Annotated in this window: 28 protein-coding genes; 11 read left to right on the top strand and 17 right to left on the bottom strand. The window is 67.6% G+C overall.

Annotation, left to right across the window (positions count from 1 at the left end; genetic code table 11):
* Positions 1–45: 45 nt before the first annotated feature.
* From ACGFNJ_RS21475 to ACGFNJ_RS21465, 3 genes are all read right to left on the bottom strand, one after another.
* The gene (locus ACGFNJ_RS21475; RefSeq protein ID WP_393450762.1) at positions 46–843 is read right to left on the bottom strand and encodes a hypothetical protein; all 798 of its coding nucleotides are present in this window, start codon (positions 841–843) and stop codon (positions 46–48) included.
* Between the two features lie 364 nt (positions 844–1,207).
* On the bottom strand, positions 1,208–1,627 hold the full coding sequence (locus ACGFNJ_RS21470) for a hypothetical protein (protein ID WP_393450759.1): 420 nt from the start codon (positions 1,625–1,627) through the stop codon (positions 1,208–1,210).
* A 47-nt stretch (positions 1,628–1,674) separates the two neighbouring features.
* On the bottom strand, positions 1,675–2,031 hold the full coding sequence (locus tag ACGFNJ_RS21465; RefSeq protein WP_069166272.1) for a nuclear transport factor 2 family protein: 357 nt from the start codon (positions 2,029–2,031) through the stop codon (positions 1,675–1,677).
* 227 nt (positions 2,032–2,258) lie between these two features.
* Here ACGFNJ_RS21465 and ACGFNJ_RS21460 point away from each other — a divergent pair, with 227 nt between their 5' ends.
* The gene (locus tag ACGFNJ_RS21460; RefSeq protein ID WP_393450756.1) at positions 2,259–4,076 is read left to right on the top strand and encodes a hypothetical protein; all 1,818 of its coding nucleotides are present in this window, start codon (positions 2,259–2,261) and stop codon (positions 4,074–4,076) included.
* 30 nt (positions 4,077–4,106) lie between these two features.
* A complete protein-coding gene (locus ACGFNJ_RS21455; RefSeq protein WP_393450753.1) occupies positions 4,107–4,502 on the top strand; it encodes a PPOX class F420-dependent oxidoreductase in 396 nt (131 codons plus the stop codon).
* Positions 4,503–4,557: 55 nt separating this feature from the next.
* On the opposite strand, the gene ACGFNJ_RS21450 is transcribed toward ACGFNJ_RS21455, so the two are convergent.
* The 4 genes from ACGFNJ_RS21450 to sdhC are packed head-to-tail and all read right to left on the bottom strand — an operon-like array spanning position 4,558 to position 7,942.
* Positions 4,558–5,328: a succinate dehydrogenase iron-sulfur subunit gene (locus tag ACGFNJ_RS21450; protein ID WP_393450750.1), complete on the bottom strand. Its 771-nt coding sequence runs from the start codon at positions 5,326–5,328 to the stop codon at positions 4,558–4,560.
* Positions 5,328–7,079: a succinate dehydrogenase flavoprotein subunit gene (sdhA, locus tag ACGFNJ_RS21445; RefSeq protein WP_393452216.1), complete on the bottom strand. Its 1,752-nt coding sequence runs from the start codon at positions 7,077–7,079 to the stop codon at positions 5,328–5,330. Before sdhA ends, ACGFNJ_RS21450 begins: the two co-directional genes overlap by 1 nt.
* 31 nt (positions 7,080–7,110) lie before the next feature.
* Entirely contained in the window at positions 7,111–7,542 is a 432-nt protein-coding gene (locus ACGFNJ_RS21440) for a succinate dehydrogenase hydrophobic membrane anchor subunit (protein WP_069166253.1), read from the bottom strand.
* 1 nt (position 7,543) lies between these two features.
* Positions 7,544–7,942 carry a succinate dehydrogenase, cytochrome b556 subunit gene (sdhC, locus tag ACGFNJ_RS21435; protein WP_393450747.1) on the bottom strand — a complete coding sequence of 133 codons (399 nt, stop codon included), beginning with the start codon at positions 7,940–7,942 and terminating at the stop codon, positions 7,544–7,546.
* A gap of 289 nt (positions 7,943–8,231) precedes the next feature.
* Between sdhC and ACGFNJ_RS21430 the strand changes: the two genes are divergently transcribed.
* Positions 8,232–8,633, top strand: coding sequence for a cytidine deaminase (locus ACGFNJ_RS21430; RefSeq protein ID WP_393450744.1), 402 nt, complete (start codon positions 8,232–8,234; stop codon positions 8,631–8,633).
* A gap of 129 nt (positions 8,634–8,762) precedes the next feature.
* Positions 8,763–10,052, top strand: coding sequence for a thymidine phosphorylase (locus ACGFNJ_RS21425; protein ID WP_393450741.1), 1,290 nt, complete (start codon positions 8,763–8,765; stop codon positions 10,050–10,052).
* Positions 10,053–10,099: 47 nt separating this feature from the next.
* Here ACGFNJ_RS21425 and ACGFNJ_RS21420 read toward each other — a convergent pair whose 3' ends face one another.
* Positions 10,100–10,555: an SgcJ/EcaC family oxidoreductase gene (locus tag ACGFNJ_RS21420; RefSeq protein ID WP_393450738.1), complete on the bottom strand. Its 456-nt coding sequence runs from the start codon at positions 10,553–10,555 to the stop codon at positions 10,100–10,102.
* A gap of 209 nt (positions 10,556–10,764) precedes the next feature.
* Between ACGFNJ_RS21420 and ACGFNJ_RS21415 the strand changes: the two genes are divergently transcribed.
* Positions 10,765–11,862: an adenosine deaminase gene (locus ACGFNJ_RS21415; protein WP_393450735.1), complete on the top strand. Its 1,098-nt coding sequence runs from the start codon at positions 10,765–10,767 to the stop codon at positions 11,860–11,862.
* A 79-nt stretch (positions 11,863–11,941) separates the two neighbouring features.
* Positions 11,942–12,598 (top strand): hypothetical protein, encoded by a 657-nt coding sequence (locus ACGFNJ_RS21410; protein WP_393450732.1) that lies wholly within the window; start codon positions 11,942–11,944, stop codon positions 12,596–12,598.
* Between the two features lie 4 nt (positions 12,599–12,602).
* Here the strand turns inward: ACGFNJ_RS21410 and ACGFNJ_RS21405 are convergent, their stop codons facing one another.
* The 5 genes from ACGFNJ_RS21405 to ACGFNJ_RS21385 are packed head-to-tail and all read right to left on the bottom strand — an operon-like array spanning position 12,603 to position 16,067.
* A complete protein-coding gene (locus ACGFNJ_RS21405) occupies positions 12,603–13,853 on the bottom strand; it encodes a primosomal protein (protein WP_393450729.1) in 1,251 nt (416 codons plus the stop codon).
* A gap of 26 nt (positions 13,854–13,879) precedes the next feature.
* Positions 13,880–14,227 (bottom strand): YbaB/EbfC family nucleoid-associated protein, encoded by a 348-nt coding sequence (locus ACGFNJ_RS21400; RefSeq protein WP_069166247.1) that lies wholly within the window; start codon positions 14,225–14,227, stop codon positions 13,880–13,882.
* A gap of 49 nt (positions 14,228–14,276) precedes the next feature.
* The gene (locus ACGFNJ_RS21395; RefSeq protein ID WP_069166246.1) at positions 14,277–14,627 is read right to left on the bottom strand and encodes a hypothetical protein; all 351 of its coding nucleotides are present in this window, start codon (positions 14,625–14,627) and stop codon (positions 14,277–14,279) included.
* The gene (locus ACGFNJ_RS21390) at positions 14,624–15,748 is read right to left on the bottom strand and encodes a C40 family peptidase (RefSeq protein WP_393450725.1); all 1,125 of its coding nucleotides are present in this window, start codon (positions 15,746–15,748) and stop codon (positions 14,624–14,626) included. The genes ACGFNJ_RS21395 and ACGFNJ_RS21390 overlap by 4 nt, the downstream gene beginning before the upstream one ends.
* Positions 15,749–15,752: 4 nt before the next feature.
* Entirely contained in the window at positions 15,753–16,067 is a 315-nt protein-coding gene (locus ACGFNJ_RS21385) for a type VII secretion target (RefSeq protein ID WP_393450722.1), read from the bottom strand.
* Between the two features lie 161 nt (positions 16,068–16,228).
* On the opposite strand from ACGFNJ_RS21385, the gene upp reads away from it, so the two are divergent.
* Positions 16,229–16,852, top strand: a complete 624-nt coding sequence (gene upp, locus ACGFNJ_RS21380) for a uracil phosphoribosyltransferase (protein ID WP_393450719.1) — start codon at positions 16,229–16,231, stop codon at positions 16,850–16,852.
* Between the two features lie 58 nt (positions 16,853–16,910).
* On the opposite strand, the gene ACGFNJ_RS21375 is transcribed toward upp, so the two are convergent.
* From ACGFNJ_RS21375 to ACGFNJ_RS21365, 3 genes are read right to left on the bottom strand one after another with little or no spacing between them, the layout of a single operon-like run.
* Positions 16,911–17,135, bottom strand: a complete 225-nt coding sequence (locus ACGFNJ_RS21375; RefSeq protein ID WP_069166266.1) for a hypothetical protein — start codon at positions 17,133–17,135, stop codon at positions 16,911–16,913.
* Positions 17,136–17,156: 21 nt separating this feature from the next.
* Positions 17,157–18,653, bottom strand: a complete 1,497-nt coding sequence (locus ACGFNJ_RS21370; protein ID WP_393450715.1) for a phospho-sugar mutase — start codon at positions 18,651–18,653, stop codon at positions 17,157–17,159.
* Positions 18,654–19,433: a purine-nucleoside phosphorylase gene (locus ACGFNJ_RS21365; RefSeq protein WP_393450711.1), complete on the bottom strand. Its 780-nt coding sequence runs from the start codon at positions 19,431–19,433 to the stop codon at positions 18,654–18,656. It abuts the gene before it with no gap.
* Between the two features lie 252 nt (positions 19,434–19,685).
* Between ACGFNJ_RS21365 and ACGFNJ_RS21360 the strand changes: the two genes are divergently transcribed.
* The 3 genes from ACGFNJ_RS21360 (at position 19,686) to ACGFNJ_RS21350 (ending at position 22,960) form a co-directional block, all read left to right on the top strand.
* The gene (locus ACGFNJ_RS21360; protein ID WP_393450708.1) at positions 19,686–20,390 is read left to right on the top strand and encodes an enoyl-CoA hydratase-related protein; all 705 of its coding nucleotides are present in this window, start codon (positions 19,686–19,688) and stop codon (positions 20,388–20,390) included.
* Positions 20,391–20,525: 135 nt separating this feature from the next.
* Positions 20,526–21,698, top strand: coding sequence for a M20 family metallopeptidase (locus ACGFNJ_RS21355; RefSeq protein WP_393452213.1), 1,173 nt, complete (start codon positions 20,526–20,528; stop codon positions 21,696–21,698).
* 137 nt (positions 21,699–21,835) lie between these two features.
* Entirely contained in the window at positions 21,836–22,960 is a 1,125-nt protein-coding gene (locus ACGFNJ_RS21350; protein ID WP_393452210.1) for a M20 family metallopeptidase, read from the top strand.
* A 119-nt stretch (positions 22,961–23,079) separates the two neighbouring features.
* Here the strand turns inward: ACGFNJ_RS21350 and ACGFNJ_RS21345 are convergent, their stop codons facing one another.
* Positions 23,080–23,553, bottom strand: coding sequence for a gamma-glutamylcyclotransferase (locus tag ACGFNJ_RS21345; protein ID WP_069166264.1), 474 nt, complete (start codon positions 23,551–23,553; stop codon positions 23,080–23,082).
* A gap of 213 nt (positions 23,554–23,766) precedes the next feature.
* On the opposite strand from ACGFNJ_RS21345, the gene ACGFNJ_RS21340 reads away from it, so the two are divergent.
* Positions 23,767–25,170, top strand: a complete 1,404-nt coding sequence (locus tag ACGFNJ_RS21340; RefSeq protein WP_393450704.1) for an NAD(P)H-quinone dehydrogenase — start codon at positions 23,767–23,769, stop codon at positions 25,168–25,170.
* Positions 25,171–25,388 lie beyond the last annotated feature (218 nt).

Genomic DNA, 25,388 nt, shown 5'->3' with positions numbered 1-25,388 from the left:
GGGATGACGGCGCGGTCTCGACCGGCGAACTCGCTGCTCCGGCGGTCAGGTTGCGGGACCGAGGCGTAGCGGGCGGTATTCGGGTTCGGTGTTGTCGGTGGTTGCCTTGTCGGCTGCCACCGGGGAGGCGGCGCTGAGTGAGCCCATGGTGGCGCTGCCGGTGACGATTCCGGCGGCGACGGCTGCGCCGAGTGCGACACCGAAGGGGGCGGCGGCGACACTTCCGGTGCCGAGCATTGCGCTGCCGGTGCCTGCCATGGCGGCGAAGGGGGCGACCGCTGCTCCCGCGTTCGCGAGGCTCGCGCTGCCGGTGCCTGCCGCCGCACTGCCCGCGCCCAGCGCGCCGAGCGGTGCGCCGAGGCCGCCGGTGAACACCGTCGCGAAGGTGCCAGCGGCCGCGCTGCCGGTGCCTGCCAGTGCCGCGCCGACGCCGAGGACCACGCCGAGCGGAGCCAGGGCTGCGCTGCCGGTACCCGCTGCCGCGCTGCCGGTACCCGCCATTGCGGCGAAAGGAGCCGCGGCGACGCTGCCGGTGCCCAGTGCCACGAGGCCGGTGCTGAGCAGGGCTGCAAGGCTGATGCCTGCTGCCGCGCTGCCGGTGCCGAGTGCGCCGATGGGCGTCGCGGTGATGCCCGCAGTGGGGGACAGCAGTGTATGCAGTACGGCGCGGCTGGAATTATTCGCTGCGCCATGGGAATTCGCGATAGCAGAGACCGGTGTCGCAGGGTCGGTGACCGCAGCACGGTCGAGCACGTCGTTCGCCGGGAGGCCCGGCGTCGCTGCGGCGGCCAGGGCGGGACAGATCAGTACGGTGGCCGCGATGGCCGTTCGGAGCACGTACATGCGGAGCGCCTTCCTCCCGAGCCGCCGCACGACGGATCGTCGTTGGTCGGCTGACGATTGGTGTGGCAACCTGGTGACGCTGTCGATGGTCAACTTACAAGCAACTTTTTGGCAGCGCCGCCGAAATTGCTGATTTCGTGAATAACGCTCGCACTACTATTTGCGACTTGCGACTTCGCGATTGAATATCGCGGGGAGTTTTCCTTTTTGGAGTTCGGTGTCGTATTGCCTGCGGAGACTCAGAAAGATTGATTGGTAATCGAATAGCACCCGTGCAGTTGCTGCTGCGGTTTCGCGGCCGATACCGACCGCCGGACAACGACGAACGCGGCACCGGCCGGAGGCCGATACCGCGTTTTTCGGGTCACCGGGCGCGGCGCAAGCCAAGGTACTGCAGCGCCGCGAAGCCGCCGACGGTCGCCGCCTGCATGACCGTCCAGATGCCGCCGACCAGGTTCAGGTCGAGTGCGCCCTCGACCAGTGCGGCGAGGCTGACCACCGACCATGCCGCGTTACCTGCGATGACAACGCGGACCATGGCGGTGTTGATGGTCGCCGGTGCGCTGATGAAGGCGACGCCGAGGCCGTAGAGGGTGAGGAAGACGCCGATCGGAATGCCGATGCGGCTGTCGAGGCCGAGCAGCGATTCCAGCGGGCCGGAGAGTGCGAGGTAGGCGAGGCCGTTGACGCCGGTGACCACCGCGTCGATCCGCAGCGACATGCGCAGCAAGGCGGGTCCTGGGGCGCGGAGGGTATCGAGGTAGGCAGGGGCCGTGGTGCTCATGGTGCGGTACTTCCTTCTGGTGGAACGGGATTCAGGGGACGGCGGGGTCAGGCCGCGTCGGGGACCTTGTCGAGGAAGCCGAGAACCTTGGCGATGCGGCCGTTTTCGACCACCGCGACGTCGAAGCCGACGACCACGGCCGGTCCGTCGACCGGGCCGAGGTTCCAGGTGAAGCGCACCTGATCGTGGTGGGCATCGACCGGGCCTGCGAGGGTGAAGGTCCAGCCGGGGAACTGGGCATGCACGCCGGCGATGGCCGCGTCGAGCTCGTCGTGGCCGGTGACCGCGACCAGCGGGTCGACATAGCCGACCGACTCGGTGAAGACGCGGGCGATGGCGGCCTTGCGGGCGGCGGCGTCGGTGGTGTTCCAGGCTTCCAGGTACTGCGCGACGAGAGTGTTCATGGTGGCCTCCAGGGCTGCTGATCTGCGGTTTCTTTGTGTCCTGCTGGACAAGAACTACGTTATGGGTCGGCATGGGGGTGCTGAATCAGTCGCCTATCAGTACTTTCGGCGGCGGTATACGTATGCCGCCGCGGCACGTGCAGGGGCGGCCGTATTCGGCAGTCCGAAGGTGCTGTGCCGCTCGCGTTGCGGTAGCGCGTCGCGGGTCCGCACTAGGGTGGGTCGGCATGGACACCGCCGCGGTAGCGCCGTCGCGGGCCGCGCCTCCGCGGCCTGCGTCGACGGCAACGCTGCCGCGATGGCCACGACCAGTCGTCGTCGCGACGGGCCTGATCGCGCTGCAGCTGGTGCTTCGTGGCTGGGTGGCGGGCAGTGGTTATTTCTACTGGGATGACCTGATCCTGGTCGGCCGCGCAGGCCGATATCCGTTGCTGTCGGCAGAGCTGTTGTTGCACAACCACGATGGGCATTTCATGCCGCTCGCCTTCGCCACCGCATGGGTGGTGAACGCGGTGTCGCCGCTGGCATGGATCGGCCCGGTGATCTCGTTGCTCGTCCTGCAGCTCGCGGTCGCGTTGTCGGTGCTGCGCATGCTGGTCGTGCTGACGGGGGCGCGGTGGGCGTTGCTCGTCCCCTTCACGTTCTTCCTGTTCTCGCCGGTGACGTTGCCTGCGTTCGCCTGGTGGTCGGCCGCATTGAACGCGCTGCCACTGCAATTCGCGCTCGCCTGGGTGATCGGGGACGCGGTGCTGCTGGTGCGCACCGGTCGGCGGCGGCACGCCTGGTCCGGGATTGCCGTGCTCGTGGTGGCGCTGCTGTTCTTCGAGAAGTCGGTGATCATCCCGTTCGTCGCGTTCGCCGTCGCGGTGCTCGCCAACTATGTCGACGGGCGAGAATCCGCCGTGCGCACGGTGATTCGGCGCGGTGGACGGCTGTGGGTCGGCTCGGTGGTGGCACTGCTGTGCTGGCTGGCCGGGTATCTCGCGGTGATCGGCGTCTCCGGCCTCCATCACAGCCCGCAGGACGTGCGCGATCTGCTGCCCAACGCGACCTCGCTCGGGGTGGTGCCCGCGTTGGTCGGCGGGCCGTGGCGGTGGGAGCGCTGGTTGCCTGCGGCGCCATGGGCCGATCCGCCGAGCTCAGCGGTGGTCGTGGCGTGGATCGTGTTGATTGTGTTTGCGGCACTGTCGATTCGTCAGCGGCGTCGGGTCTGGGTGGTATGGGCGCTTGCCGCAGCCGCTGTGGTCGTGATGCAGATTCCGGTGGCGCTGGTCCGCGGTGGGCCGAACACCGCGGCGGAGCTCATGCAGTCCTTGCGGTACTTCGCTGATCTGGGGGTGACGTTGTCCGCGGCGGGCGCGCTGGTGCTGCAGGGAAGTCCGCGTCACTCCGCGCGAATGCCCGGTCCGCGCATGGCGATTCCGCTGCTGGTGGTATTCGTGGTGAGCAGCCTGTGCTCTACCTATACGTTCGTCGGCTCGTGGCGGCCCAGTCCGACCAAAACGTATGTGACGAACGTGAAGTCGGCCCTCGACGGCTGGGACGGCGTGCCACTGCTCGAGCAGGAGGTCCCGTGGAACGTCCTGAATCCCCTTGCCTACCCGCAGAATCTGGCCGGTCAGGTGCTCTCGCCCATCGCCGCGCCCGGCACCTTCACCGATGCGACGCCGCACCTGCGGATGATCACCGACACCGGCCGGATCGTCGAGGCACAGGTCTGGTGGAACCGGCGCATCATCCCCGCTCCGGACCCGCACTGCGGCTATCGAATCCAGGGTGGTGATCCGGTTTCGCTGCTCCTCGACGGCCCGATGCTCGAGCACGAATGGACGGCACAGCTCAACTACCTCGCCAGTCGGGACGGCCGGATCCTCGTCGCCTTCGAACACGGCAGATTCGTGGTTGTGCCGGTGCGGCAAGGCTTGAACACCGTGTTCGTCCGTTTGGTCGGCAGCGGCTCTGCACTGCGCATCGCCTCCTACACCGAGGGCCTCGTCGTCTGCCTCGGCTCCGGACCGGTCGGCGTCGCCTCCTACGACAACTAGCCGCCGACCGCGTTCACTAGTGTCGCGGGCATGGGAATCACACTCAGCGACGCCACCATCGCCCTGCTCGACGGCAAGAACTACGCGGTGCTCGCCACGCTGAACGCCGATGGCAGTCCGCAGACTTCGGCGATGTGGGTCGGCCGCGACGGCAACGACCTGCTGTTCTCCACCCTCGAGGGCAGGCTCAAGCACCGAAACATGGTGCGCGATCCCCGGGTCAGCGTGACCGTCATCGACTTCGCCGACGGCGAGAACTACGTCGAGCTGCGCGGCACCGCCACCATCACCCACGACACGAATCTCCGGGTCGGCCACCAGCTGTCCTGGAAATACGACGGCAAAGACCACGACGAGCCCACCCCAGACCAAACCCGCGTCGCAGTCCGCATCGAAGTAACCAAGGCCACCGGCTACGCCGCCTGAAACACCAAGGCCGCCCCCATCTTTCGATGGAGGCGGCCTCGGTCCAGTCGGGTGACTAGCGGGCGAAGAGCAAGGCGCGCTTGACTTCCTGGATGGCCTTGGTGACTTCGATGCCGCGGGGGCACGCGTCGGTGCAGTTGAAGGTGGTGCGGCAGCGCCAGACACCTTCGACATCGTTGAGGATGTCGAGACGCTCACGGGCGCCTTCGTCGCGGCTGTCGAAGATGAAGCGGTGCGCGTTGACGATGGCGGCGGGGCCGAAGTAGCTGCCGTCGCTCCAGTACACGGGGCAGGAGGTGGTGCAGCAGGCGCAGAGGATGCACTTGGTGGTGTCATCGAAGCGCGCGCGGTCGGCCTGGCTCTGGATCCGTTCGCGGGTCGGCTCGTTCCCCGAGGTCATCAGGTACGGCTTCACCGCGCGGAACGCGTCGAAGAACGGCTCCATGTTCACCACGAGGTCCTTCTCCACGGGCAGGCCGCGGATCGGTTCGACGGTGATCGTCAGTGCCTTGTCGCCCTTGGGCAGCATGTCCTTCATCAGCACCTTGCAGGCCAACCGGTTCACCCCGTTGATCCGCATCGCGTCGGACCCGCACACGCCGTGCGCGCAGGAACGACGGAAGGTGAGCGTGCCGTCCAGGTAGGACTTGATGTAGATCAGCACGTTCAGGAAGCGGTCGGTCGTCAGGACCGGCACCTGGAACGACTCCCAGTGCGCACCCTTGTCGTCCTCCGGATTGAACCGGGCGACCTTGACGGTGACCATCACCGACCCCTCGGGAACAGGGGCGGCCTTGGCCGGGGGTGTCTCGAGTACGGCAGTCATCAGTACTTACGCTCCATCGGCTCGTAACGGGTCTGCACCACCGGCTTGAAGTCGAGGCGGATGTCGGAGAGAAGTTCCGGCCCGGCCTTGTATGCCATCGTGTGGCGCATGAAGTTCACGTCGTCGCGGTCCGGGTAGTCCTCGCGCGCGTGGCCGCCACGCGACTCCTTCCGGTTGAGCGCCCCGACGACGGTGACCTCGGCGAGCTCGAGCAGGAAGCCGAGCTCTACTGCTTCGAGCAGGTCGCTGTTGTAGCGCTTGCCCTTGTCCTGCACCGTGATCCGCGTGTAGCGCTCCTTGAGCACGTGGATGTCGGTGAGGGCCTGCTTCAGGGTGTCCTCGGTGCGGAACACGGCGGCGTTCATATCCATCGTGTACTGCAGCTCGGTCCGGATGTCGGCGACGCGTTCGTTGCCGTGATCGGACAGGATCAGCGCGAGCCAGTCCTGCACCATCCGCGCCGGGTGCTCCGGCATCTCCACGAACTCGGTGCGCTGCGCGTATTCGGCGGCGGCGATACCGGAGCGGCGGCCGAACACGTTGATGTCGAGCAGCGAGTTGGTGCCGAGGCGGTTGGAGCCGTGCACCGACACGCACGCGCATTCGCCTGCGGCGTACAGGCCGGGCACCACGTCGGTGTTGTTGCGCAGCACCTCGCCGCGGATCTTGGTCGGGATGCCACCCATCACGTAGTGACAGGTCGGCATGACCGGCACCAGCTCGGTCACCGGGTCGACACCGAGGTAGGTGCGGGCGAATTCGGTGATGTCGGGCAGTTTCTCCTCGAGCACGTCTTCGCCGAGGTGGGTCACGTCGATGTAGACGTAGTCCTTGTTCGGCCCGGCGCCACGGCCTTCCAGCACCTCGAGCACCATCGAGCGGGCGACGATGTCACGCGGCGCGAGGTCCTTGATGGTGGGGGCGTAGCGCTCCATGAACCGTTCGCCGCTGGCGTTGCGCAGGATGCCGCCCTCGCCGCGCACGGCCTCCGAGATGAGGATGCCGAGCCCGGCCAGACCTGTCGGATGGAACTGGTGGAACTCCATGTCCTCCAGCGGCAGACCCTTGCGGAACACGATCGCCATGCCGTCGCCGGTCAGCGTGTGCGCATTCGAGGTGGTCTTGTACATCCGGCCCGAGCCGCCGGTCGCGAAGATGATCGACTTGGCGTGGAAGACGTGGATGTCGCCGGTGGCCAGCTCGTAGGCGACGACACCGGTCGCAACCTGGCCACGGTCGGTCTCGCTCATCACCAGGTCGAGCACGTAGAACTCGTTGTAGAACTCCACGTCGTGCTTGACGCAGTTCTGGTAGAGCGTCTGCAGGATCATGTGACCGGTGCGGTCGGCGGCGTAACACGCGCGGCGGACCGGGGCCTTGCCGTGGTCGCGGGTGTGCCCGCCGAACCGGCGCTGGTCGATCTTGCCTTCCGGCGTCCTGTTGAACGGCAGACCCATCTTCTCCAGGTCCATCACCGCGTCGATGGCCTCCTTGGCCATGATCTCCGCGGCATCCTGGTCGACCAGGTAGTCGCCACCTTTAACGGTGTCGAAGGTGTGCCATTCCCAGTTGTCTTCTTCGACGTTCGCCAGCGCGGCGCACATGCCACCCTGTGCCGCGCCGGTGTGGCTGCGGGTCGGGTACAGCTTGGTCAGCACTGCGGTGCGCGCCCGGGGCCCTGCCTCGATCGCCGCGCGCATGCCTGCGCCACCGGCACCGACGATCACGACGTCGTAGCGATGCTCCTGAATCCGCGAGTCACTCATCGGAGGTGGCCTGTTCCTAACTGATGTTGGGGTCGAAGGTGAAGATGACGTACGTGCCGACGGCGAGGATCAGGATCATCGAGATCGCCAGCAACGTGTTCAGCCAGAACCGCGTCGAATCCTTGCGCGAGTAGTCCGCGATCACCGTGCGCAGGCCGTTGCCGCCGTGCAGCTGGGCCAGCCAGAGCATGGTCAGGTCCCAGAGCTGCCAGAACGGGCTGGCCCAGCGACCTGCGACGAAGCCGAAGTTGAGCCGCTTCACGCCGCCGTCGAGCAGCAGCATGATCGACATGTGGCCGAGGACGAGCACGATGAGCAGCAGGCCGGAGAAGCGCATGAACAGCCAGGCGTACTTCTCGAAGTTGTTGTTCGAGCGGGCGCGCGGCGAGCGCGGCGAGTCGAGGCTGGCCGGCCGGTCATAAGACTTGCCCAGAACGGGTGCGCTCATCTCAGTGCTCCGTAAAGAGGTAGAAGAACATGCGGCCGATCGCCGGTGCCGCGAGCACGAAGACGATCGCGAGGATGACCCACAGCATCGTGCGCTGGTACTTCGGGCCCTTTGCCCAGAAATCCACCAGGATCACGCGGACGCCGTTGAGCGCGTGGAACAGCACGCAGACGACAAGGCCCATTTCCATCAGGGCGACGATGGGGGTCTTGTAGGTCTCGATCGCCCGGTTGTAGGTGTCGGGGCTGACCCGGACCAGCGCGGTATCCAAGACGTGCACGAAAAGGAAGAAGAAGATCGTGACACCGGTGATCCGGTGCAGCGCCCAGGACCACATGCCCGGGTCGCCTCGGTACAGCGTCTTCCGCTTCGGCTTGGCCGGAGCTTCTATCGTGGTCATAGAGTGCGGTGCCTCCAACGTCGTTGATGGACCCGGTTCACAGATCCGAAGCTGGCTGCGTTGGGGGCAAATGCCCAGGTGGTTGCGCCTTGTTAGGGGCGCTGGCCCGCCGCCGGGACCCTGAACCGATCTAAGTTGGACTCTAATCCTCGAGGTTTGCCGGAACTAATTCGGCGTGCCGTGCGTTGCGCTACAGTCGGGCGGGTTAGGTTTGCCTTTCTTGGTGCTGGAAGGGTTCAACCGTTGGCCTCGTACGGCCAGGTTCGGGACGGTCGAGAAGAGGTTCCCCATGTCGGAAATCGACTGGAAATCCCTGCGTGACAACGCTATTCAAGTCATGCATCATGCCTATGCGCCGTACTCGCGGTTTCCGGTCGGCGCGGCGGCTCTCAGTGCCGACGGTCGAATTGTGCGCGGCTGCAATGTGGAAAATGTCTCATATGGTTTGGGCCTGTGTGCCGAATGTGTACTCGTCGGTAACTTGCATTCGTCGGGAGGCGGACGGTTGCTCGCCGTTGCGGTCTGCGATTCCCGCGGCGAAATCCTGATGCCCTGCGGACGATGCCGCCAACTCCTCTACGAACACGGCGGGCCCGACCTTCTGATCGACCACAAAGGCGGGCCCATCCCGCTGAGCTCCCTACTGCCCGACGCCTTCGGCCCCGATGACCTGGACGCCGGACAGGTTTGATCGACGCGGTCGGAACGCCCCTTCGGCTGCCATCGCTGTATCGCTCTCGGCCTCGGTGATGCGCAGAGGCTATCGAAGCCCGCCGACAAGAACCAGGGCGTGCGCGCGTCTCGTGTCAGACTGGCCGGTGTGACGGCATTGGACGCGGTTTCGATCATCACGACCAAGCGGGACGGCGGGGAGCTGTCGGACGCGCAGATCGACTGGGTGGTCGACGGATTCACGCACGGGGTGGTGGCCGACGAGCAGATGTCGGCGCTGGCGATGGCGATCGTGTGGCGCGGGATGACGCGCAGGGAGACGGCGCGATGGACCGCCGCGATGATCGCGTCTGGTCGCCGGATGGACTTCACCGATCTGCCGCGGCCGACCGTGGACAAGCATTCGACAGGCGGGGTGGGGGACAAGATCACGCTGCCGCTGGCGCCGCTGGTCGCCGCGTGTGGTGCGGCGGTCCCGCAGCTGTCCGGGCGCGGCCTCGGGCACACCGGCGGCACCCTGGACAAGCTGGAGGCCATCCCCGGCTGGCAGGCCGATGTCTCGGTGCCCCGGATGCGTGAGCTGCTCGCCGATCCCGCGGTCGGCGCGGTGGTGTGCGCGGCGGGCGCCGATCTTGCCCCGGCCGACAAGCGCCTCTACGCGCTGCGCGACGTCACCGGCACGGTCGAATCCATCCCGCTGATCGCCAGTTCGATCATGAGCAAGAAGATCGCCGAAGGTACCGCCGCGCTGGTGCTCGATGTGAAGGTCGGGGCGGGGGCCTTCCTGAAGACGCTCGACGGCGCGCGTGAATTGGCCACCGCCATGGTCGAATTGGGCACCGACGCCGGGGTGCGGACGGTGGCGCTGCTGACTGCGATGGACACACCGCTCGGCCGCACCGCGGGCAACGCGCTCGAGGTGGCCGAGTCGGTCGAGGTACTCGCGGGCGGCGGGCCCGCCGACATCGTCGAGCTGACCGTCACTCTCGCCCGCGAAATGGTCGCTCTCGCAGGCATAGACGTCGATCCGGCCGATGTGCTTGCCGACGGCCGGGCCATGGACCACTGGCGCGCCATGGTCCGTGCGCAGGGCGGCGACCCGGACGCGGCCCTGCCGACGGCGAAGCACACCGAGGTGGTGCGCGCCGACCGGGCGGGCGTGCTGACCCGGCTCGACGCCATGGGCGTCGGCATCGCCGCATGGCGTCTCGGTGCGGGCCGAGCCAGGCAGGGCGATCCGGTGCAGGCCGGTGCCGGGATCGAAATGCACGTCAAGCCGGGTGATTTCGTGTCCGAAGGGCAGCCGCTGCTCACGTTGCACACCGATACGCCGAATGCCTTCGCCGGCGCCAAGGCTGCGCTGGACGACGCCATCGCCGTCGGCGAGCCGGACGGCAAGCCCTCGGCGCCGCTCCTGCTCGGGCGAATCAGCGCCTGAACGGCATTGTCCGGCAGTGGTTTCGAATGCTGACCGGTGTTCGACGGTCAGTGTGCGTCGCCGAAGATGGGCCGGCCTGCGTCGTCCGCGATTTCGTCGGCGGGTGCGCCGGTGTTCTGGGCGGCGGCCAACTTCCAGGTTCCGTCTTCCTTCGTCATGACCCACATCGGTGTGCCGATGTCGTTGCCGTCGGGGGTGTGGTAGATCTGGCGCACCTTGACCGCTGCTACATCGGGACGCAGGTACAGCACGTACTCCAGCTCGAAAGTCACTGAGAGGCCCTGCATTCCGCCGGGCAGCACCTGCCTGGTGAACTCGGCGATCGCGTCGCGGCCGAACAGGCGTTTGCCGCCGCCGGTGGTCCAGATGGCGTCGGCACGGAACAGTGCGAGGAACTCGTCGATCAGCTCGTTGTTCTGGGCGTGCTCGACGGTGTCGATGATCTGCTGGAACGCCGCGAGGTCGGCGGCGCGGGTCTGGGTGTCGATGTCGATGGTGCTCATGGTGATCAGCGTGGAACATGAACAATGGTTGAGGTCAAGCTGATTCGGCGACGACGCGCTGACCTGTGCGTATCCGCCGGGTCGGCGAAGTGCCCGTACCGGGTATGGGGTGTCCGGCGGTGGTCTGGATCGCAGTGCGCCGGCAACGAGATGGTTGCCACTCACCTCAGTCGGATGCCGTTGCGGCCCGGTGCGGCTACCGTCGTTACATGACTGGACCGACCGCATTGACCCTTGCCTCGATCCGACAGGCGCCAAAAGCGCTGCTGCACGATCACCTCGACGGTGGTCTACGGCCCGCGACGGTGCTGGAGCTCGCCGCCGAGTGCGGCTATACGGACCTACCCGCCACGGACGAGGCGGCGCTGGCCGCCTGGTTCCGTGACGCGGCCGACAGCGGATCGCTGGAACTGTATCTGGAAACTTTCGCGCACACCGTCGCCGTCATGCAGACCCCGGAGGGGCTGCGCCGGGTGGCCCGCGAATGCGCGGAGGACCTGTCCGCCGACGGTGTGGTGTACGCCGAGGTGCGCTTCGCCCCCGAACAGCACCTGGAACGCGGCCTGACCCTCGACGAGGTCGTCGAGCACACCCTGGCCGGGTTCCGGGAAGGCGAGGCGGCCTCGGCGGCGGCCGGGCGCCCGATCGTGGTGACCTGCCTGCTCACCGCGATGCGGCACGCGGCACGCTCGCGCGAGATCGCCGAGCTCACCGTGCGTTGGCGCGATCGCGGCGTCGGCGGCTTCGATATCGCGGGCGCCGAGGCCGGGTACCCGCCCAGCAGGCACCTTGACGCGTTCGAGTACATGCGAGCCAACAGCGCGCACTTCACCATTCACGCGGGTGAGGCGTTCGGCCTGCCGTCGATCCACGAGGCGCTGGCGTTCTGCGGCTGCGATCGGCTCGGGCACGGCGTGCGCATCACCGACGACATCAGCGTGCCCGGCGCGATCGAGGATGCCCGGCTCGGGCTCGTCGCCAACTACGTGCGCGACATGCGTATCCCGCTCGAGCTCTGTCCGTCCTCGAATGTGCAGACCGGCGCGGTGCCCTCGCTGGACAAGCACCCGTTCGATCTGCTGGCCCGGCTGCGTTTCCGTGTCACGGTCAACACCGACAACCGGCTGATGAGCGACACCACCATGAGCCAGGAGATGCTCAAGCTGGCCGACACGTTCGGGTACGGCTGGAGCGATCTGGAGCGGTTCACCATCAATGCGATGAAGTCGGCGTTCATCCCGTTCCCCGAGCGGCTGCGCATCATCGACGACATCATCAAGCCCGGCTACGCGGTGCTGCTGGGGTAGTCGACGACAGCAACAGGGTTGGTGTGAACCGGGTGACAGTCGGCGGGCGACGGTCACCCGGTTCGCTAGCGTGGCTGACATGGCGACCTTGCAAATCCCCGCCCGGTTCAACGGCCCGCCCGATTCGGGCAACGGTGGCTATGTGGGCGGACTGCTCGCCGAGCAACACGCGGACGCCGCGGTCACGGTGATGCTGCGCAGCCCGATTCCGCTGGACACACCGCTCGAGGTGCGCGACGGTCGGCTCTACGACGGCGACACCTTGGTCGCCGAATCCCGCCTCGGCGAATTCGACAGGGACGCACCGCAATCCGTGCCGTACGCGACCGCGGCGGCCGCCGCGAGCTCCTACCAGAGCAACGAAATGTTCGCGTCCTGCTTCGTCTGCGGCAGCGCCCGCCAGGACGGCCTGCGCATCGAAGCGGGCACTGTCGGCGAGCGCCGCGTGGCGGCACCGTGGACCCCCGATGCCTCGCTCCCGCTCGGTCCCGCCGTCCTCTGGGCCGCGATGGACTGCCCCGGCGGCTGGTCACTGCCGGGCATGTTCGACCGCCCCGCCCTCCTCGGTTCGATGACCGCCGCCGTCGCCGATCTCCCCGAGGTCGGCGAACAGTGCGTCGTCGTCGGCGAGAACCACGGCGAACAAGGCCGAAAGTCGTTCGCCTCCACCGCCGTCTACGGCTCGGACGGCCGCCTACTCGGCCGTGCCGAACAAATCTGGATCCGCCTCAACTGACCAACTACTTCTGGTCGAGCCTGGCTTCGAAGTTGCGCTCCAGGTCCCGCCAGGACTGCGCCTCGGCGGTGTACGGCGGGTTGGGGGCCATCCGGGTCGGGTCCGGGTTCAGCAGGTACGAGACGTACCAGCCGAGCGGATTGGACTTGGCCAGCGCCTGTTCCACGGTCTCGTCGCCCGCATAGTCGGAGGCATCGGTGAACAGTTCGATCGCCAGGTCGAGCTGTTCGATGTCGACGGCTTCCGGGCCTTCGGCCAGGTCGTCGGCGAGGCCGGGCAGCACGTAGACGTTCTCGTCGGTGACCTCGATCTCGAGCGATCCGTCCACCGCGGCCGTCTGCACCTCGGCGAAGGTGCTCACCCTGGACAGCTCGTGCTCGTGGTCGTCGGCCAGGTAGCGGGCGAGGGCACGCTCGGAGCCGAAGACCGAGATGGTGTTGTTGGCGCCGAGGAAGATCGGTTCGTCGTCGAGGTAGCAGCGCAGCGTGAAGTAGGTGCCGTCCGCGGTGACGATCTTGACCGGGTCGATGCCGACCTCGTTCCAGAACGACTCGTCCTCTTCTTCGTCCTCGTCGTCCGCGTCGAGGTCGACGGGCTCGAACTCCTCGTCCTCTTCGCTATCGGCCGCGTCGTCGGCGTCGACCACGTTCTCCTCGGCGGCCAGCAGTTCGGCCTCGGCGACGGCGACGGCTTCCGCGTCGACATCGGGGGTCTGCACGACCGAGTCGATCGCGTCGAGCACGTCGTCCCAGCCCTTGGCGATCGCGGCGCCGATCTGGTCCCACAGGTCTTCGCCGTCCCGGCCGATGAACGCGTTGATCCCGCCGGGCAGCGCGCCGAGCACCGGATGCGAGCCGAAGAACTTGGTCACGGTCTCCAGCTCGCACACCTCGCCGATGTTGCGAACCATGCTGAGCGTGTCTTCCAGCTCGGCGATGGCGTCCACGTCGGGCTCGCCTGCGGCCAGCTCGGGCACGGCGACCAGATCGAAGGAGAAGTTCTCCTCCGGCTCCAGTTCCACCGCCGAGAGCCCGGCGACCACCTTCCATGCCGGATGGTCGACGAGGTCGTTGTCGGAGTTGGTCCGGATGAACGCGGCCAGCTCCGCAACGGTCTCGAAACCGTAGAGGGAGTCCTCGTGTCCGAGGAACGCCTCCCACTCGTCGTCACCGTCTCGCCAGCGCGGTGCCCACAGGGTGACGAGATCGCCGTCGGTCAGGCCGAGCTCGATCGGGACGATGTCTCCAGAAGCCATGAGCGGAAGCCTATCGACCTTCCGTGTCAGGCACTATCCGGCCCGCCCCCAAGAGTTCCTTTCGCCTCGTTCGGCGCGGGAACAAATGACTCGTTCAGTGTCGCAACGACCTTCGAGCGCTGGTTGCTCGCGTCCTCCGCGGCCTGCTTGCATGCCCAGACGATCAGCTGTCCGACCTCGGCGGGTGGCAGCGAGGTGACCGACTCCGCGAGGGTCAACGCGACGAGCGCGCCGTCGCTGTCGACCTCGACGGTGACGCCGCCGTCCTCGGTGGTGTGGCGCCCGCGCACCTGCTTGAGGCCGTAGAGCGCGGCCTCGAGCGCTTCCAGTTTCTGGGTCGCGTTGGCGACCAGCGCGTCCATCTCCGCACTCATAGCTCCGCCTCGCCGACCGCTGTGCTCGTTGTTTGCTCGCCGTGCGTTGTCATACCGGCCTCATCCAGGTCGTCGGACCCGTGTCGGCGTCATCGATCCGGTCCAGCTCGTCCACCGCCGCCTGCCGAGTCGGCAGGCCGAGCCGGTCGAGGATGTCGGCGGGCATGCCTGCCTCGGCGAGCAGCTCCCGCCGCCTCGCCTTCGCCGCGACGGTGGAACGCTTGGTGAGCCGCAGGATTTCGTTGGCGAGAGTCTGTGCGCCGTAACGGTATTCGCTGCGTTCGAACTTGATCTCCACCGGCATGCCCTGATCGGTGGCCCGCACCGAGATGGTGCCCGATCGGTTGGTGCTGCCCGCCACCGTGACGTTGGGCACTCCCGGCTGCTGCGGTTGAGTCATGCTGTCGGCCTGTAGAAGCCGTAGAAGCCCATCCCTGAGTTCTCCGTTCGAATTGAGCTGATCTGAACAGGGTCGCCTGCCTCGACGAACTGTCCGTTGCCGATCACCATGGCGACGTGGCCGTCCCAGATGGCCAGGTCGCCGGGCATCAGATCGCCGGGGGAGACCGGCGAGCCGGTGGCCTGATCGGCGGCGAGGCGGGGAATGTCCACGCCCGCTTCGCCGTACGCGTACTTGGTCAGGCCGCTGCAGTCCAGTCCGGCGCCCGGCGTATTGCCGCCCCAGACGTACGGGGTGCCGACCGCGCTGATCGCCGACTTGACCGCGGTGGCGGCCTTCTCGTTCGGCGCCTCGACCTGGCTGCCGTCGGGCAGCGTGATCTTCACGCCCTTGCCGTCGGCGGACATGCTCGACGACCCGGTCGGCGACTTCTGGGTGCCCTGCGTGCCCTGGGTGCCGGTGCTGGTGTTCGTCGTCGACGGCATCGCGGTGCTCATCGCCGTGCTCATCAGGCTGCTCGCCATCGACCCTGCCCCGCTGAGTGCGCTGCTCGCCGTCGACATCAGCTGCTGCGCACCGGCGGTCGTCGTGGTCGGCACGCCGGAAAGCGAGGGGGTGGACGGCGCCGGGGTGAGCTCGGTCATGGACGAGGTCTGCGTGGTGAGTTCGTTGCGCACCCGGCCGACCACGTTGAGCGCCTGACCGAGGTGGTCGATCGCGGAGCCGACGATCATCGTCATGCCCGCGGGCGTGGCCAGCGCGGGACCCGCGCTCGCCGCGGTGTTCACGAACGACTGCGCGATGCCGGTGAGCTCCTTCTGGCCCGTCTCGATCTCGGCGGCAGCCTGGTTCACCACGGTTGCCATGTCGTTGCCGCGGTCGGAAATGGTGGCGGCGGAGGTCTGCACCCGCAGCGCCTTCGCGGTCGCGGCATCGGCGGCCTGGCCGTCCCATGCCGTGTTCATACTGTTGATGCTGTCGCGACCGAGCTGGTGGATCTGGTCGACCGCGCTGGAGGTGCTGCGCAACGCATCGGACGGGCCGCCGGTGGGCAGCACCCCCGAGCCGAAGCTGGAGAGCAGGTCGAATATCGGCTTGGCCAGCGCGTCGAGATCAATCACCGGCTCACCCGTTCACTTCGGTGACCGCGCCGTGCAGCGATCCCGCGTTGTTCAAGTCCGTCTCGCTGAGCACCGTCGCCGCGCCGGTCGCGGCGCCACCCATGCTGGTCAGCACGGCGGACAGCTGCCCGATGGCGGCCACCTGCCCAGCGTGCGCCGCGGCATAGGCGGCCATGAAATCTCCACCGATCAGCCCCATGATCGGTCCGAGCAGCGCGGGCTCGGCGGCCGCGGCGCTCACCCCGGCCGCGGCCAACTCGCCGGCCATCGTATGGGCGGTCGCGCCATAGGCTGCGATGCCCTCGGTGTCCGCAGACATCTTCCGCATCAGAGCTTCCCCCATCTGATCTGTTGTTCCCAGGCAGAGTACGTCATCCACTTGGTTCGACGCGCGTGCTTCCCCTTCGGTTCCCACCGAGGCGAAAAAACTTTCGCGACGCAGCGTCGGCGGCGGACCCACGATGACTTTATCGTTCCCTCATGCGTACTCACACCGTGGACCATCCGCTCGCCGCCGCCCTGTTGACCACGATGCGAGACGAACGGACGGACAACTCCGCCTTCCGCACCGCGCTGCGCGACCTCACCGGCATCCTCATCTACGAGGCACTGCGCGAGGCGCCGGTGTCGCGGTTCGAGGTCACCACTCCGGTCGAGGTCACCGAGGGCTTCCGGCTCGCGCAGCCACCGCTGCTCGTTCCGGTGCTGCGGGCAGGCCTCGGCATGGTCGACGCGGCAGCTCAGTTGATCCCCGACGCCAGGGTCGGGTTCGTCGGCATCGCCCGCGACGAGGACACCCACCAGCCGGTCCCGTACATGGAGTCGCTGCCCGACAGCCTGGCCGACCTCCCCGTCTACGTCCTCGACCCGATGCTCGCCACCGGCGGCTCGATGCGCCACACCCTCGACCTGCTCGCCGCCCGCGGCGCCACCGACATCACCGCCGTCTGCGTCGTCGCGGCGCCGCAGGGAGTGGAGGCGCTTGCCGCGTCCGGTCACCCGGTGCGCCTGGTCACCGCCGCCATCGACGCGGGCCTCAACGAGAATGCCTACATCGTCCCTGGGCTCGGCGACGCGGGCGATCGCCAGTTCGGCCCGCGCTGAACCGGTCTCGCCCACCCGTCGCCCGACCACCACCCCCCATCGAGTCGCTACGCGACGCCTATTCTTCCTGCGGCCTGGTGAACAACTGGAGGTGGGCGCAGTCCTTGCAGCGAAAGGCATCGACCAGCCAGTGCGCGCGGCCCGCGCGTTTCGCGCCCCAGAAGCCGATTTCCAGCGGGCCCTCGACCCAGCGCGCGTGGCCACGCGAACTGTCGCCCGAATCCTCGATGAAGCCCGGCTCCAGGCCCTGTCCGCCACAGTGGGTGCAGTGCATCGCTGTCATCATCTGATGATGACTGGTTGATCACAGCTCCAGGCAGAACTTGCGCAGTTCGGAAAGACGTTCTCCCGCAGCCGCTCTGGCCGCGGGCAGTGCGGCGGGATCAGCGACGGGTGTGACGACCTCGAGATAGCACTTGAGTTTGGGCTCGGTGCCGGACGGCCGGACCACCAGGCGGGTGGCAGGCCCCTCGAAGATCAGGGCGTCGGTGCGCATGCGGCCACGGACCTGGAGCTGATCGGTGTACTCGACCGGTTCGCCAGCGATCAGGCGCGGCGGATCGGTGCGCAGCCGGGCGACCATGTCCGCGGCAGCGGCCGCGGAGGCCAGCCGCAGCGACACCTGATCGGTGGTGTGCAAGCCGAACTCGACCGCGTAGTCGTCGAGCACGTCGGTCAGCGTGCGGCCCGCCGACTTCAGGCGCGCGACCAGATCCGCGGTGAGCACGGCGGCCGAGATGCCATCCTTGTCGCGGACGGCGGCCGGGTCGACGCAGTGGCCGATCGCCTCCTCGTAGGCGTACACCAGGCCGTCGCCTGCGCGGGCCAGCCATTTGAAGCCGGTGAGGGTCTCCGCGTAACGCGCGCCGCGGGCCTGCGCGAGCTCGGACAGCAGTCGCGACGAGACGATCGTGGTCGCCACCAGCGCGTCCGGCGGTGCGGTGCGCAGCACGCAATCGCCGAGCAGCACGCCGGTCTCGTCGCCGCGCAGCATCCGCCAGCTGTTGTCCGGCAATGGAACTCCGACGGCGCAGCGGTCGGCGTCGGGGTCGAGCGCGAGCGCCACGTCGGCGCCGACCCGCGCGGCCAGGGCGAGCAGCAGATCGGTGGCGCCAGGCTCCTCCGGGTTCGGGAAGGCGACGGTGGGGAAGTCGGGGTCCGGCTCGAACTGCTCGTCCACCACGTGCACGTCGGTGAACCCCGCCGCGGCGAGCGCGCGAACCACCAGGTCGCCGCCGACACCGTGCAACGGCGTGAGCGCGATCCGCAGGGCCGAACGCGCACCGGGACCACCGATCGTCGACGGCAGCGCGGCCACCCGGCTCAGGTAGCTGTCGACGATTTCGTCATCGGCAGGCGCGACCGGGACGCGGTCCACCGGTTCGGTGACGGCGTCGATGCATCGCTCGATCTCGGTGTCGGCAGGCGCGAGCAGCTGCGAACCACCGTCGAGATAGACCTTGTATCCGTTGTCGCCTGCCGGATTGTGCGACGCGGTGATCTGCACGCCCGCGACGGCGCCGAGCGCACGGACCGCATAGGCGACCACGGGTGTCGGCAGCGGCCGCGGCAGCAACGTCACCGGAAAGCCCGCCGCGGCAAAGATTTCCGCCGTCGCCGTGGCGAATTCGGCGGACCCGTGCCGCGCGTCGCGCCCGACGATCACGGCGCCGCCGCCGAGGCATCGGCCGCGCAACCATTCGACGATGCCTGCGGTTGCTCTGCTCACCGTTGTCACGTTCATGCCGTCCGGACCGTCTTGCAGCGGTCCACGCAGTCCGGCGGTGCCGAAGCGCAGCATCTACACCCGTTCCAGCACGCCGCGCAGCAGCTTGCCCAATCGCGGTGCGGCGGCGTGACCTTCGGCGAGCACCTCGGCATGTGAGAGATGACCGCCGGTGACACCCGCGGCCAGGTTGGTGACCAGCGAGATGCCGAGCACCCGTGCGCCGAGCGCGCGACAGGCGATCGCCTCGAGCACCGTCGACATGCCGACCAGGTCGGCGCCCATGGTGCGCAGCATCCGGATCTCGGCAGGGGTCTCGTACTGCGGCCCGGTCAGGCCCGCGTACACCCCCTCGGTCAGCGTGGGATCGACTTCCTTTGCCAGCGCTCGCAATTCGGGATCCCATGCGTCGACGAGGTCGACGAAGTTTGCACCGGTGAGCGGGGTGCGGCCGGTGAGATTCAGGTGATCGTTGATCAGCACCGGCTCGCCGACACTCAAACCATCGCGGATGCCGCCCGCGGCATTGGTCAGCAGCACGATCTCCGCGCCAGCGGCGATCGCCGCGCTCACCGGGTGCACCACATCGGCAGGCTGATAGCCCTCGTACAGGTGTTGACGCCCCATCAACAGCAGCGTCGGCGTCGCGCCGACGGTGACCGAATGGACCATGCCCCCATGTCCCTGCGCGCTCGGCTTACCGAACCCGGGCAGCTCAGGCATCGGCACCGAAGCGACCGGCTCGCCGATCTCGGCGGCGGCTTCCTGCCAGCCGGATCCCAACACGACCGCGACTCGATGACGCGGCACTCCAGTACGTTCGGCAATAGCCTCGGCGGCCTGTGCGGCAAGCATGATCGCAGTGTATTTGGCCGCGTGGCCGCGGCGTTGTTCGCGGCCCCTTAGTCTCGCGTCTCAGCTGTCGAGACTCGCGCCTACGGCGCATGCGCTTCGACAGCTGAGACGCGAGACGGCCGCGAACGGGTCGCTCGCAGAACTCGCTCCGTGGCGGCCGAGATGGGGGGTGAACTCGCTGTTCGTGGCGTGCCGCGGGCAGGTACCTACCCGCTGGTAGTGAAACCGGGATGGGCCCGATACGCTGCACACATGCCGTATCTGGAACGTGAAGGGGAAGTGTTCGTCGTCTACCTCGGGAACGACGGGCAGACCGACAGCGAGAACCGCTTCCACCCGGACTGGATCGACGAGTTCCACGGTGTGCTGGACAAAGTCGAGAGCTCCGAGGGACCCGCCGCGCTGGTGACGGTGGCGACCGGCAAGTTCTACAGCAACGGTCTCGACACCGATTGGCTGTTCGGCAACCTGGACAAGACGCACAGCTACCTGGATCGCGTGCATTCGCTCTACACCCGGCTGCTGCAGTTCCCGATGCCGACGGTCGCCGCGATCAACGGCCACGCGTTCGGCGCGGGCGCGATGCTCGCCACCTCGCACGACTTCCGGGTGATGCGCGCCGACCGCGGCTTCTACTGCCTGCCCGAGGTGCACCTCGGCATGCCGTTCACCGTCGGCATGAACGCGCTGCTCACCGAGCGCCTGTCCAACCAGGTCTGTGTGCAGGCGATGACGACCGGCCACCGGTATCCGGCCGACGAGGCGATCGCCGCAGGCATCGTCGACGGCAAGGCCGAGGCCGAGTCGTTGCTCGCGACCGCGGTCGCGCGGGCCGCGGCATTGACGGGCAACCGCAAGCCGAATCTGCCGGTGATCAAGAGTGCGCTGCACGCGAAGGCGCTCGCCGGTCTCGCAGTGCCGACGACACCGGACAATCTGGCCTTCGCCGCAGGTTGATCGGCCGGTGCGCCGCGCACGGCAGTAATGGACGCGCCGCGTTTGCGGCGCAGTGCAACACTGTGTTCCATGCCACCACCGCGCAGCGGGCACCAGGAATCGCGCACCGACCACGAGGTCGCGCGCGCCGAGGCGATGCAGCAGTCGGACGCGGCGATCAAGGCCGTCGGCGACGCGCTGATCGATCTGTCGCATTCGATTCACGCCGAACCTGAGCTCGCGTTCGAGGAGACCCGCAGCGTCGCCAAGACCATCCGGCCGCTGGCCGAGCGTGGTTTCGAGATCGAGACCGGCGTCGCCGAGTTGCCGACCGCGTTCCGCGCCCAGTACGGCAGCGGCCCGCTCACCGTCGGCATCTGCGCGGAATACGACGCGCTGCCCGGGATGGGACATGCCTGCGGGCACAACATCATCGCGGCCTCGGCGGTCGGCGCCGCGCTCGGCCTCGCCGAGGTCGCCGACGCGCTCGGGCTGACCGTGCTCGTGCTCGGCACGCCCGCCGAGGAAAGCGGCGGCGGCAAGGTGCTGATGCTGGAGCACGGCGTGTTCGACGACGTCGCGATGGCGATGATGGTGCATCCGGGCCCGTTCGACATCGTCGGCGCGACCTCGCTGGCGATGGCGGACCTGGCCATCACGTTCCACGGCCGCGAGGCGCACGCCAGTGCCGCCCCGGAGTTGGGACGCAACGCGGGCGACGCGATCACCGTCGCGCAGGTTGCTCTTGGATTGCTGCGCCAGCATCTTCAGCCTGGCCAGCAACTTCACGGTATAGTCGGCCATGGTGGCGTAGCCCCCAACATCGTGCCCGGACGTGCGGAACTGCTGTATTACCTACGCGCAGTCGACTCCGCATCTCTCGACGATCTGATGCGACGAGCGTCGGCTTGTTTCGAGGCGGGTGCCCTCGCGACCGGCTGCACCCAGGAAATTCGGACTGTCGCACCGACATATACCGAGCTGACGCCCGATCCGGCGTTACTGTTTGCCTACCGCGAGCAGATAACCAGATTGGGCCGAGTGCCGATCGCACCCGAGCTCGAGGCCGCGCGACCGCTCGGAAGCACAGACATGGGAAACGTCACCAACGTCATTCCGGGCATACACCCGGTTATCGGCATTGATGCCGGCGGTGCGGTGACGCACCAACCAGATTTCGCCGCGGCGGTTGTCAACGCCTCGGCGGATCGCGCGGTCATCGATGGTGCGCTCGCACTGGCGCGTACCGCGATCACCGCCGCCGGCGATGGAGAACACAGAGACAGGTTGTTGCAACGGCTCGTTCAACGACAGGAGGAACTGCGGTGAGTACGACCGGCCGTTCGGCGGGACGTGTGATTGGCCAAGCGGGAGCGTGTGCAGTCACGGACACTGCTGGGAGCATCGTGATGCCGGACACCACGGTGACGGGGTATGCAGCGGTCGAGGGCTGGCTGGCCGAGCACATGGTCGACCTGGTCCAGTGGCGCAGGCACATCCACGCCAACCCGGAACTTTCCCGTACCGAGTTCGCCACCACCGAGTTCGTCTCGTCCTGGTTGATCAAGGCGGGTCTCACCCCGCAGCCGCTGCCCGGCGGCACCGGGATGATCGTCGACATCGGCCCCGACGGGCCGCGGATCGGCTTGCGTGCGGACATGGACGCGCTGCCGCTGCAGGAGTTCACCGGCCTCAGCTTCGCCTCCACCGTGCCCGGCGTCTCGCACGCCTGCGGCCACGATGCGCACACCACGATTCTGCTCGGCACCGCGCTCGCGTTGTCCGAGGTGCCCGACCTGCCGGTCGGCGTGCGGCTGGTGTTCCAGCCTGCCGAGGAGGTCATGCCGGGCGGTGCGATCGACGTGGTCGCCACCGGCGCGATGGAGGGTGTGGAGCGGATCTTCGCGCTGCACTGCGACCCACGCCTCGAGGTCGGCCGGGTCGGCATCCGCGTCGGCGCGATCACCTCGGCGGCCGACACGATCGAACTGGTGCTGGATTCACCGGGCGGGCACACCTCGCGGCCGCATCTGACCAGTGATCTGGTCTACGCGATCGGCACCGTGATCACCGGGCTGCCCGGCCTGCTCAGTCGCCGCATCGACCCGCGGACCAGCACAGTCATGGTGTGGGGCGCGGTCAGCGCTGGCAAGGCGCCCAACGCGATTCCGCAGACCGGCATGCTCACCGGCACGGTCCGCACCGGCGATCACGCGACCTGGTCGCTGCTGGAGCCGATGGTGCGGGAGATCGTCGACGGCCTGCTGGCCCCGACCGGCGTGCGCTACCAGCTCAACTACCGCCGCGGCGTGCCGCCGGTGGTCAACGACGAGCAGTCCACCAGGATGTTCGAGGACGCGATCCGCCGGATCGGCCCGGACGCACTGGCCGACACCATGCAATCCGGTGGCGGCGAAGACTTCTCGTGGTATCTGGAGGAGGTGCCAGGCGCGATGGCGCGCCTCGGCGTCTGGTCCGGGCACGGCGAGCAGCTCGATCTGCATCAGCCCACCTTCGACATCGACGAGCGTGCGCTTGCGGTGGGCGTGCGGGTGCTGAGCAACATCGTGCTGAGCGCCGAACAAAGCTGAATCCTCTTCCAAGACCGAGACATACAAGTGGGCACCGATCAAAAGATCGGTGCCCACCGTCGTATCCACCATGGAGCGAGTTTTAAGAGGCAACCACGCCTCGGTCACGCGGCCAAAAATTACCCGAAGTTGCCGGGGCCGACGTTGCGGCTGTTGCGGGTTCGCAGTGAGTGGACGTAGTCCTCTGGCGCACCGGCCTTTTCGGCCGCGTCGGCGATGACGCCGATGTAGCGCGCCGACGGAAGGCCGCCTTCGTATGCGTCGAGCACGTACAGCCAGGACAGTGTCGGTTCGGCGCCGCTTTCGCTGCGAGTCACGCGGAGCCGGATCTTCTTGTGGATACCGAAGTCCGAGCCTTCCCATCGGTCGAGCCGCTGCTCGTCTTCCGGGGATACGTCGTACAGCACGACGAAAACTCGTTCGCCTGGTTCTTCGACGACCGTCGCGAGCGGCCCTTCCCACCCGATGTCGTCACCAGCGAAGGTGAGCCGCCAGCCCTCCAACCAGCCCGTTCCGGACATGGGCGAGTGCGGACAGCGCTCGAGCATCTGGGTTGAGTCCATGTTGGACCCGTAGGCGGCGTAGATCGGCACCAGCAAAGGGTAGCCAATAACATCCGGGGATCGACTCTATCCCGACCAGATGCGGCAATCCTGTGGCGCGTTCCGGGCGCGGCGACTATGTGGACCCGCATCGCGTTAGCGATTCCGTGGGGGGTGGTGGCCGGGCGACGGGTGGGCCTGCGCCGCCCGATAACGTTGACAGGTACCGGAGATCCCGGTGCGCAACCAGAAGCGGAGGTATCAATGACCCGCATAGCGATCATCGGTGGCGGACCGGCCGGTTACGAAGCGGCGCTGGTGGCGGCCCAGCATGGTGCGTCGGTGACGCTGATCGATAGCGACGGCATCGGCGGGGCATGTGTGCTCTGGGATTGTGTTCCCTCGAAAACGTTCATCGCCTCCACCGGCGTGCGCACCGACCTGCGCCGGGCCCGCGATCTCGGCATCACGCTCGACCCGAACCAGGCGACCGTGCAGCTGTCCGAGGTGAATGGTCGTGTGAAGGCGTTGGCGCTGGCCCAGTCTTCCGATATCCGGTCCAAGCTGCAGACCGTCGGCGTGACGGTGCTCGCCGGTCGTGCGGAGCTGACCGACGACGCCACCGGCCTCGCCGCGCATCGGGTGCATGCGACGCTGGCCGACGGCACCGAGACGACCATCGAGGCCGAGGTTGTGTTGATCGCCACTGGGGCGAGCCCGCGCGTGTTGCCCGGCGCGGAGCCCGATGGTGAGCGGATCCTCAACTGGCGTCAGCTCTATGACCTGGAGGACCTGCCGGAGACCTTGGTGGTGGTCGGTTCCGGCGTCACCGGCGCCGAGTTCGTCTCGGCCTACACCGAAATGGGTGTGCAGGTGAAGCTCGTCTCCAGCCGCGACCGCGTGCTGCCGGGCGAGGATGCCGACGCGGCGCTCGTGCTGGAGGATGCCCTCGCCGAGCGCGGTGTCGAGTTGGTGAAGCACGCCCGCGCCGATGCGGTGGAGCGCACCGCCGAGGGTGTCGTGGTCAAGCTGTCCGACGGCAGGACCGTCTCCGGGTCGCACGCGCTGATGACGGTCGGCTCGACGCCGAATACCGAGGGCCTCGGCCTGGATCGGGTCGGCATCGAGCTCGACCGCGGCGGCTATCTGCGGGTGGACCGGGTGTCGCGTACCTCGGTGCCCGGCATTTATGCGGCGGGTGACTGCACCGGCCTGCTTCCGCTTGCCTCGGTGGCCGCGATGCAGGGCCGCATCGCGATGTATCACGCGCTCGGCGAGGGCGTCAGCCCGATCCGGTTGAAGACGGTGGCGTCCGCGGTGTTCACCAGGCCGGAGATCGCCACGGTCGGTGTCAGCCAGACCGCGATCGATAACGGCCAGACCCCGGCCCGCACGGTGATGTTGCCGTTGAACACCAACCCGAGGGCCAAGATGCTCGGCCTGCGTAGGGGTTTCGTGAAGATCTTCTGCCGCCCGGCCACCGGTGTGGTCATCGGCGGTGTGGTGGTCGCCCCGATCGCGTCGGAGCTCATTTTGCCGATCGCCCTTGCCGTGCAAAACAATTTGACCGTCAACGACCTGGCGCAGACTTTCTCGGTGTACCCGTCATTGACCGGTTCGGTGACCGAAGCCGCGCGTCAGCTGATGCGGCACGACGATCTGGATTGAATCGTCCTGCGGTGCACTGCCGTTACTGCCGAAGTGTTCAACACGCATTGCCCATCAGGTTCACATATGGTTCACTTCCCGCAGAGATGCGATCGGCGGGCGGTCGCGGGGTTCGGTGTTCGGGGGGATGGAGCTTTTCCCAGTCGAAACGTCGGACGGCCTACGCGTCGTTCGGTGACCGGGCGTCTCGTCAGAGACAACTGTGTGCGGCCGAACCA

Source organism: Nocardia sp. NPDC049149, from assembly GCF_043197455.1.
Taxonomy (GTDB): Bacteria; Actinomycetota; Actinomycetes; order Mycobacteriales; family Mycobacteriaceae; genus Nocardia.
This window is presented reverse-complemented; position numbering and strand designations above follow the sequence as displayed.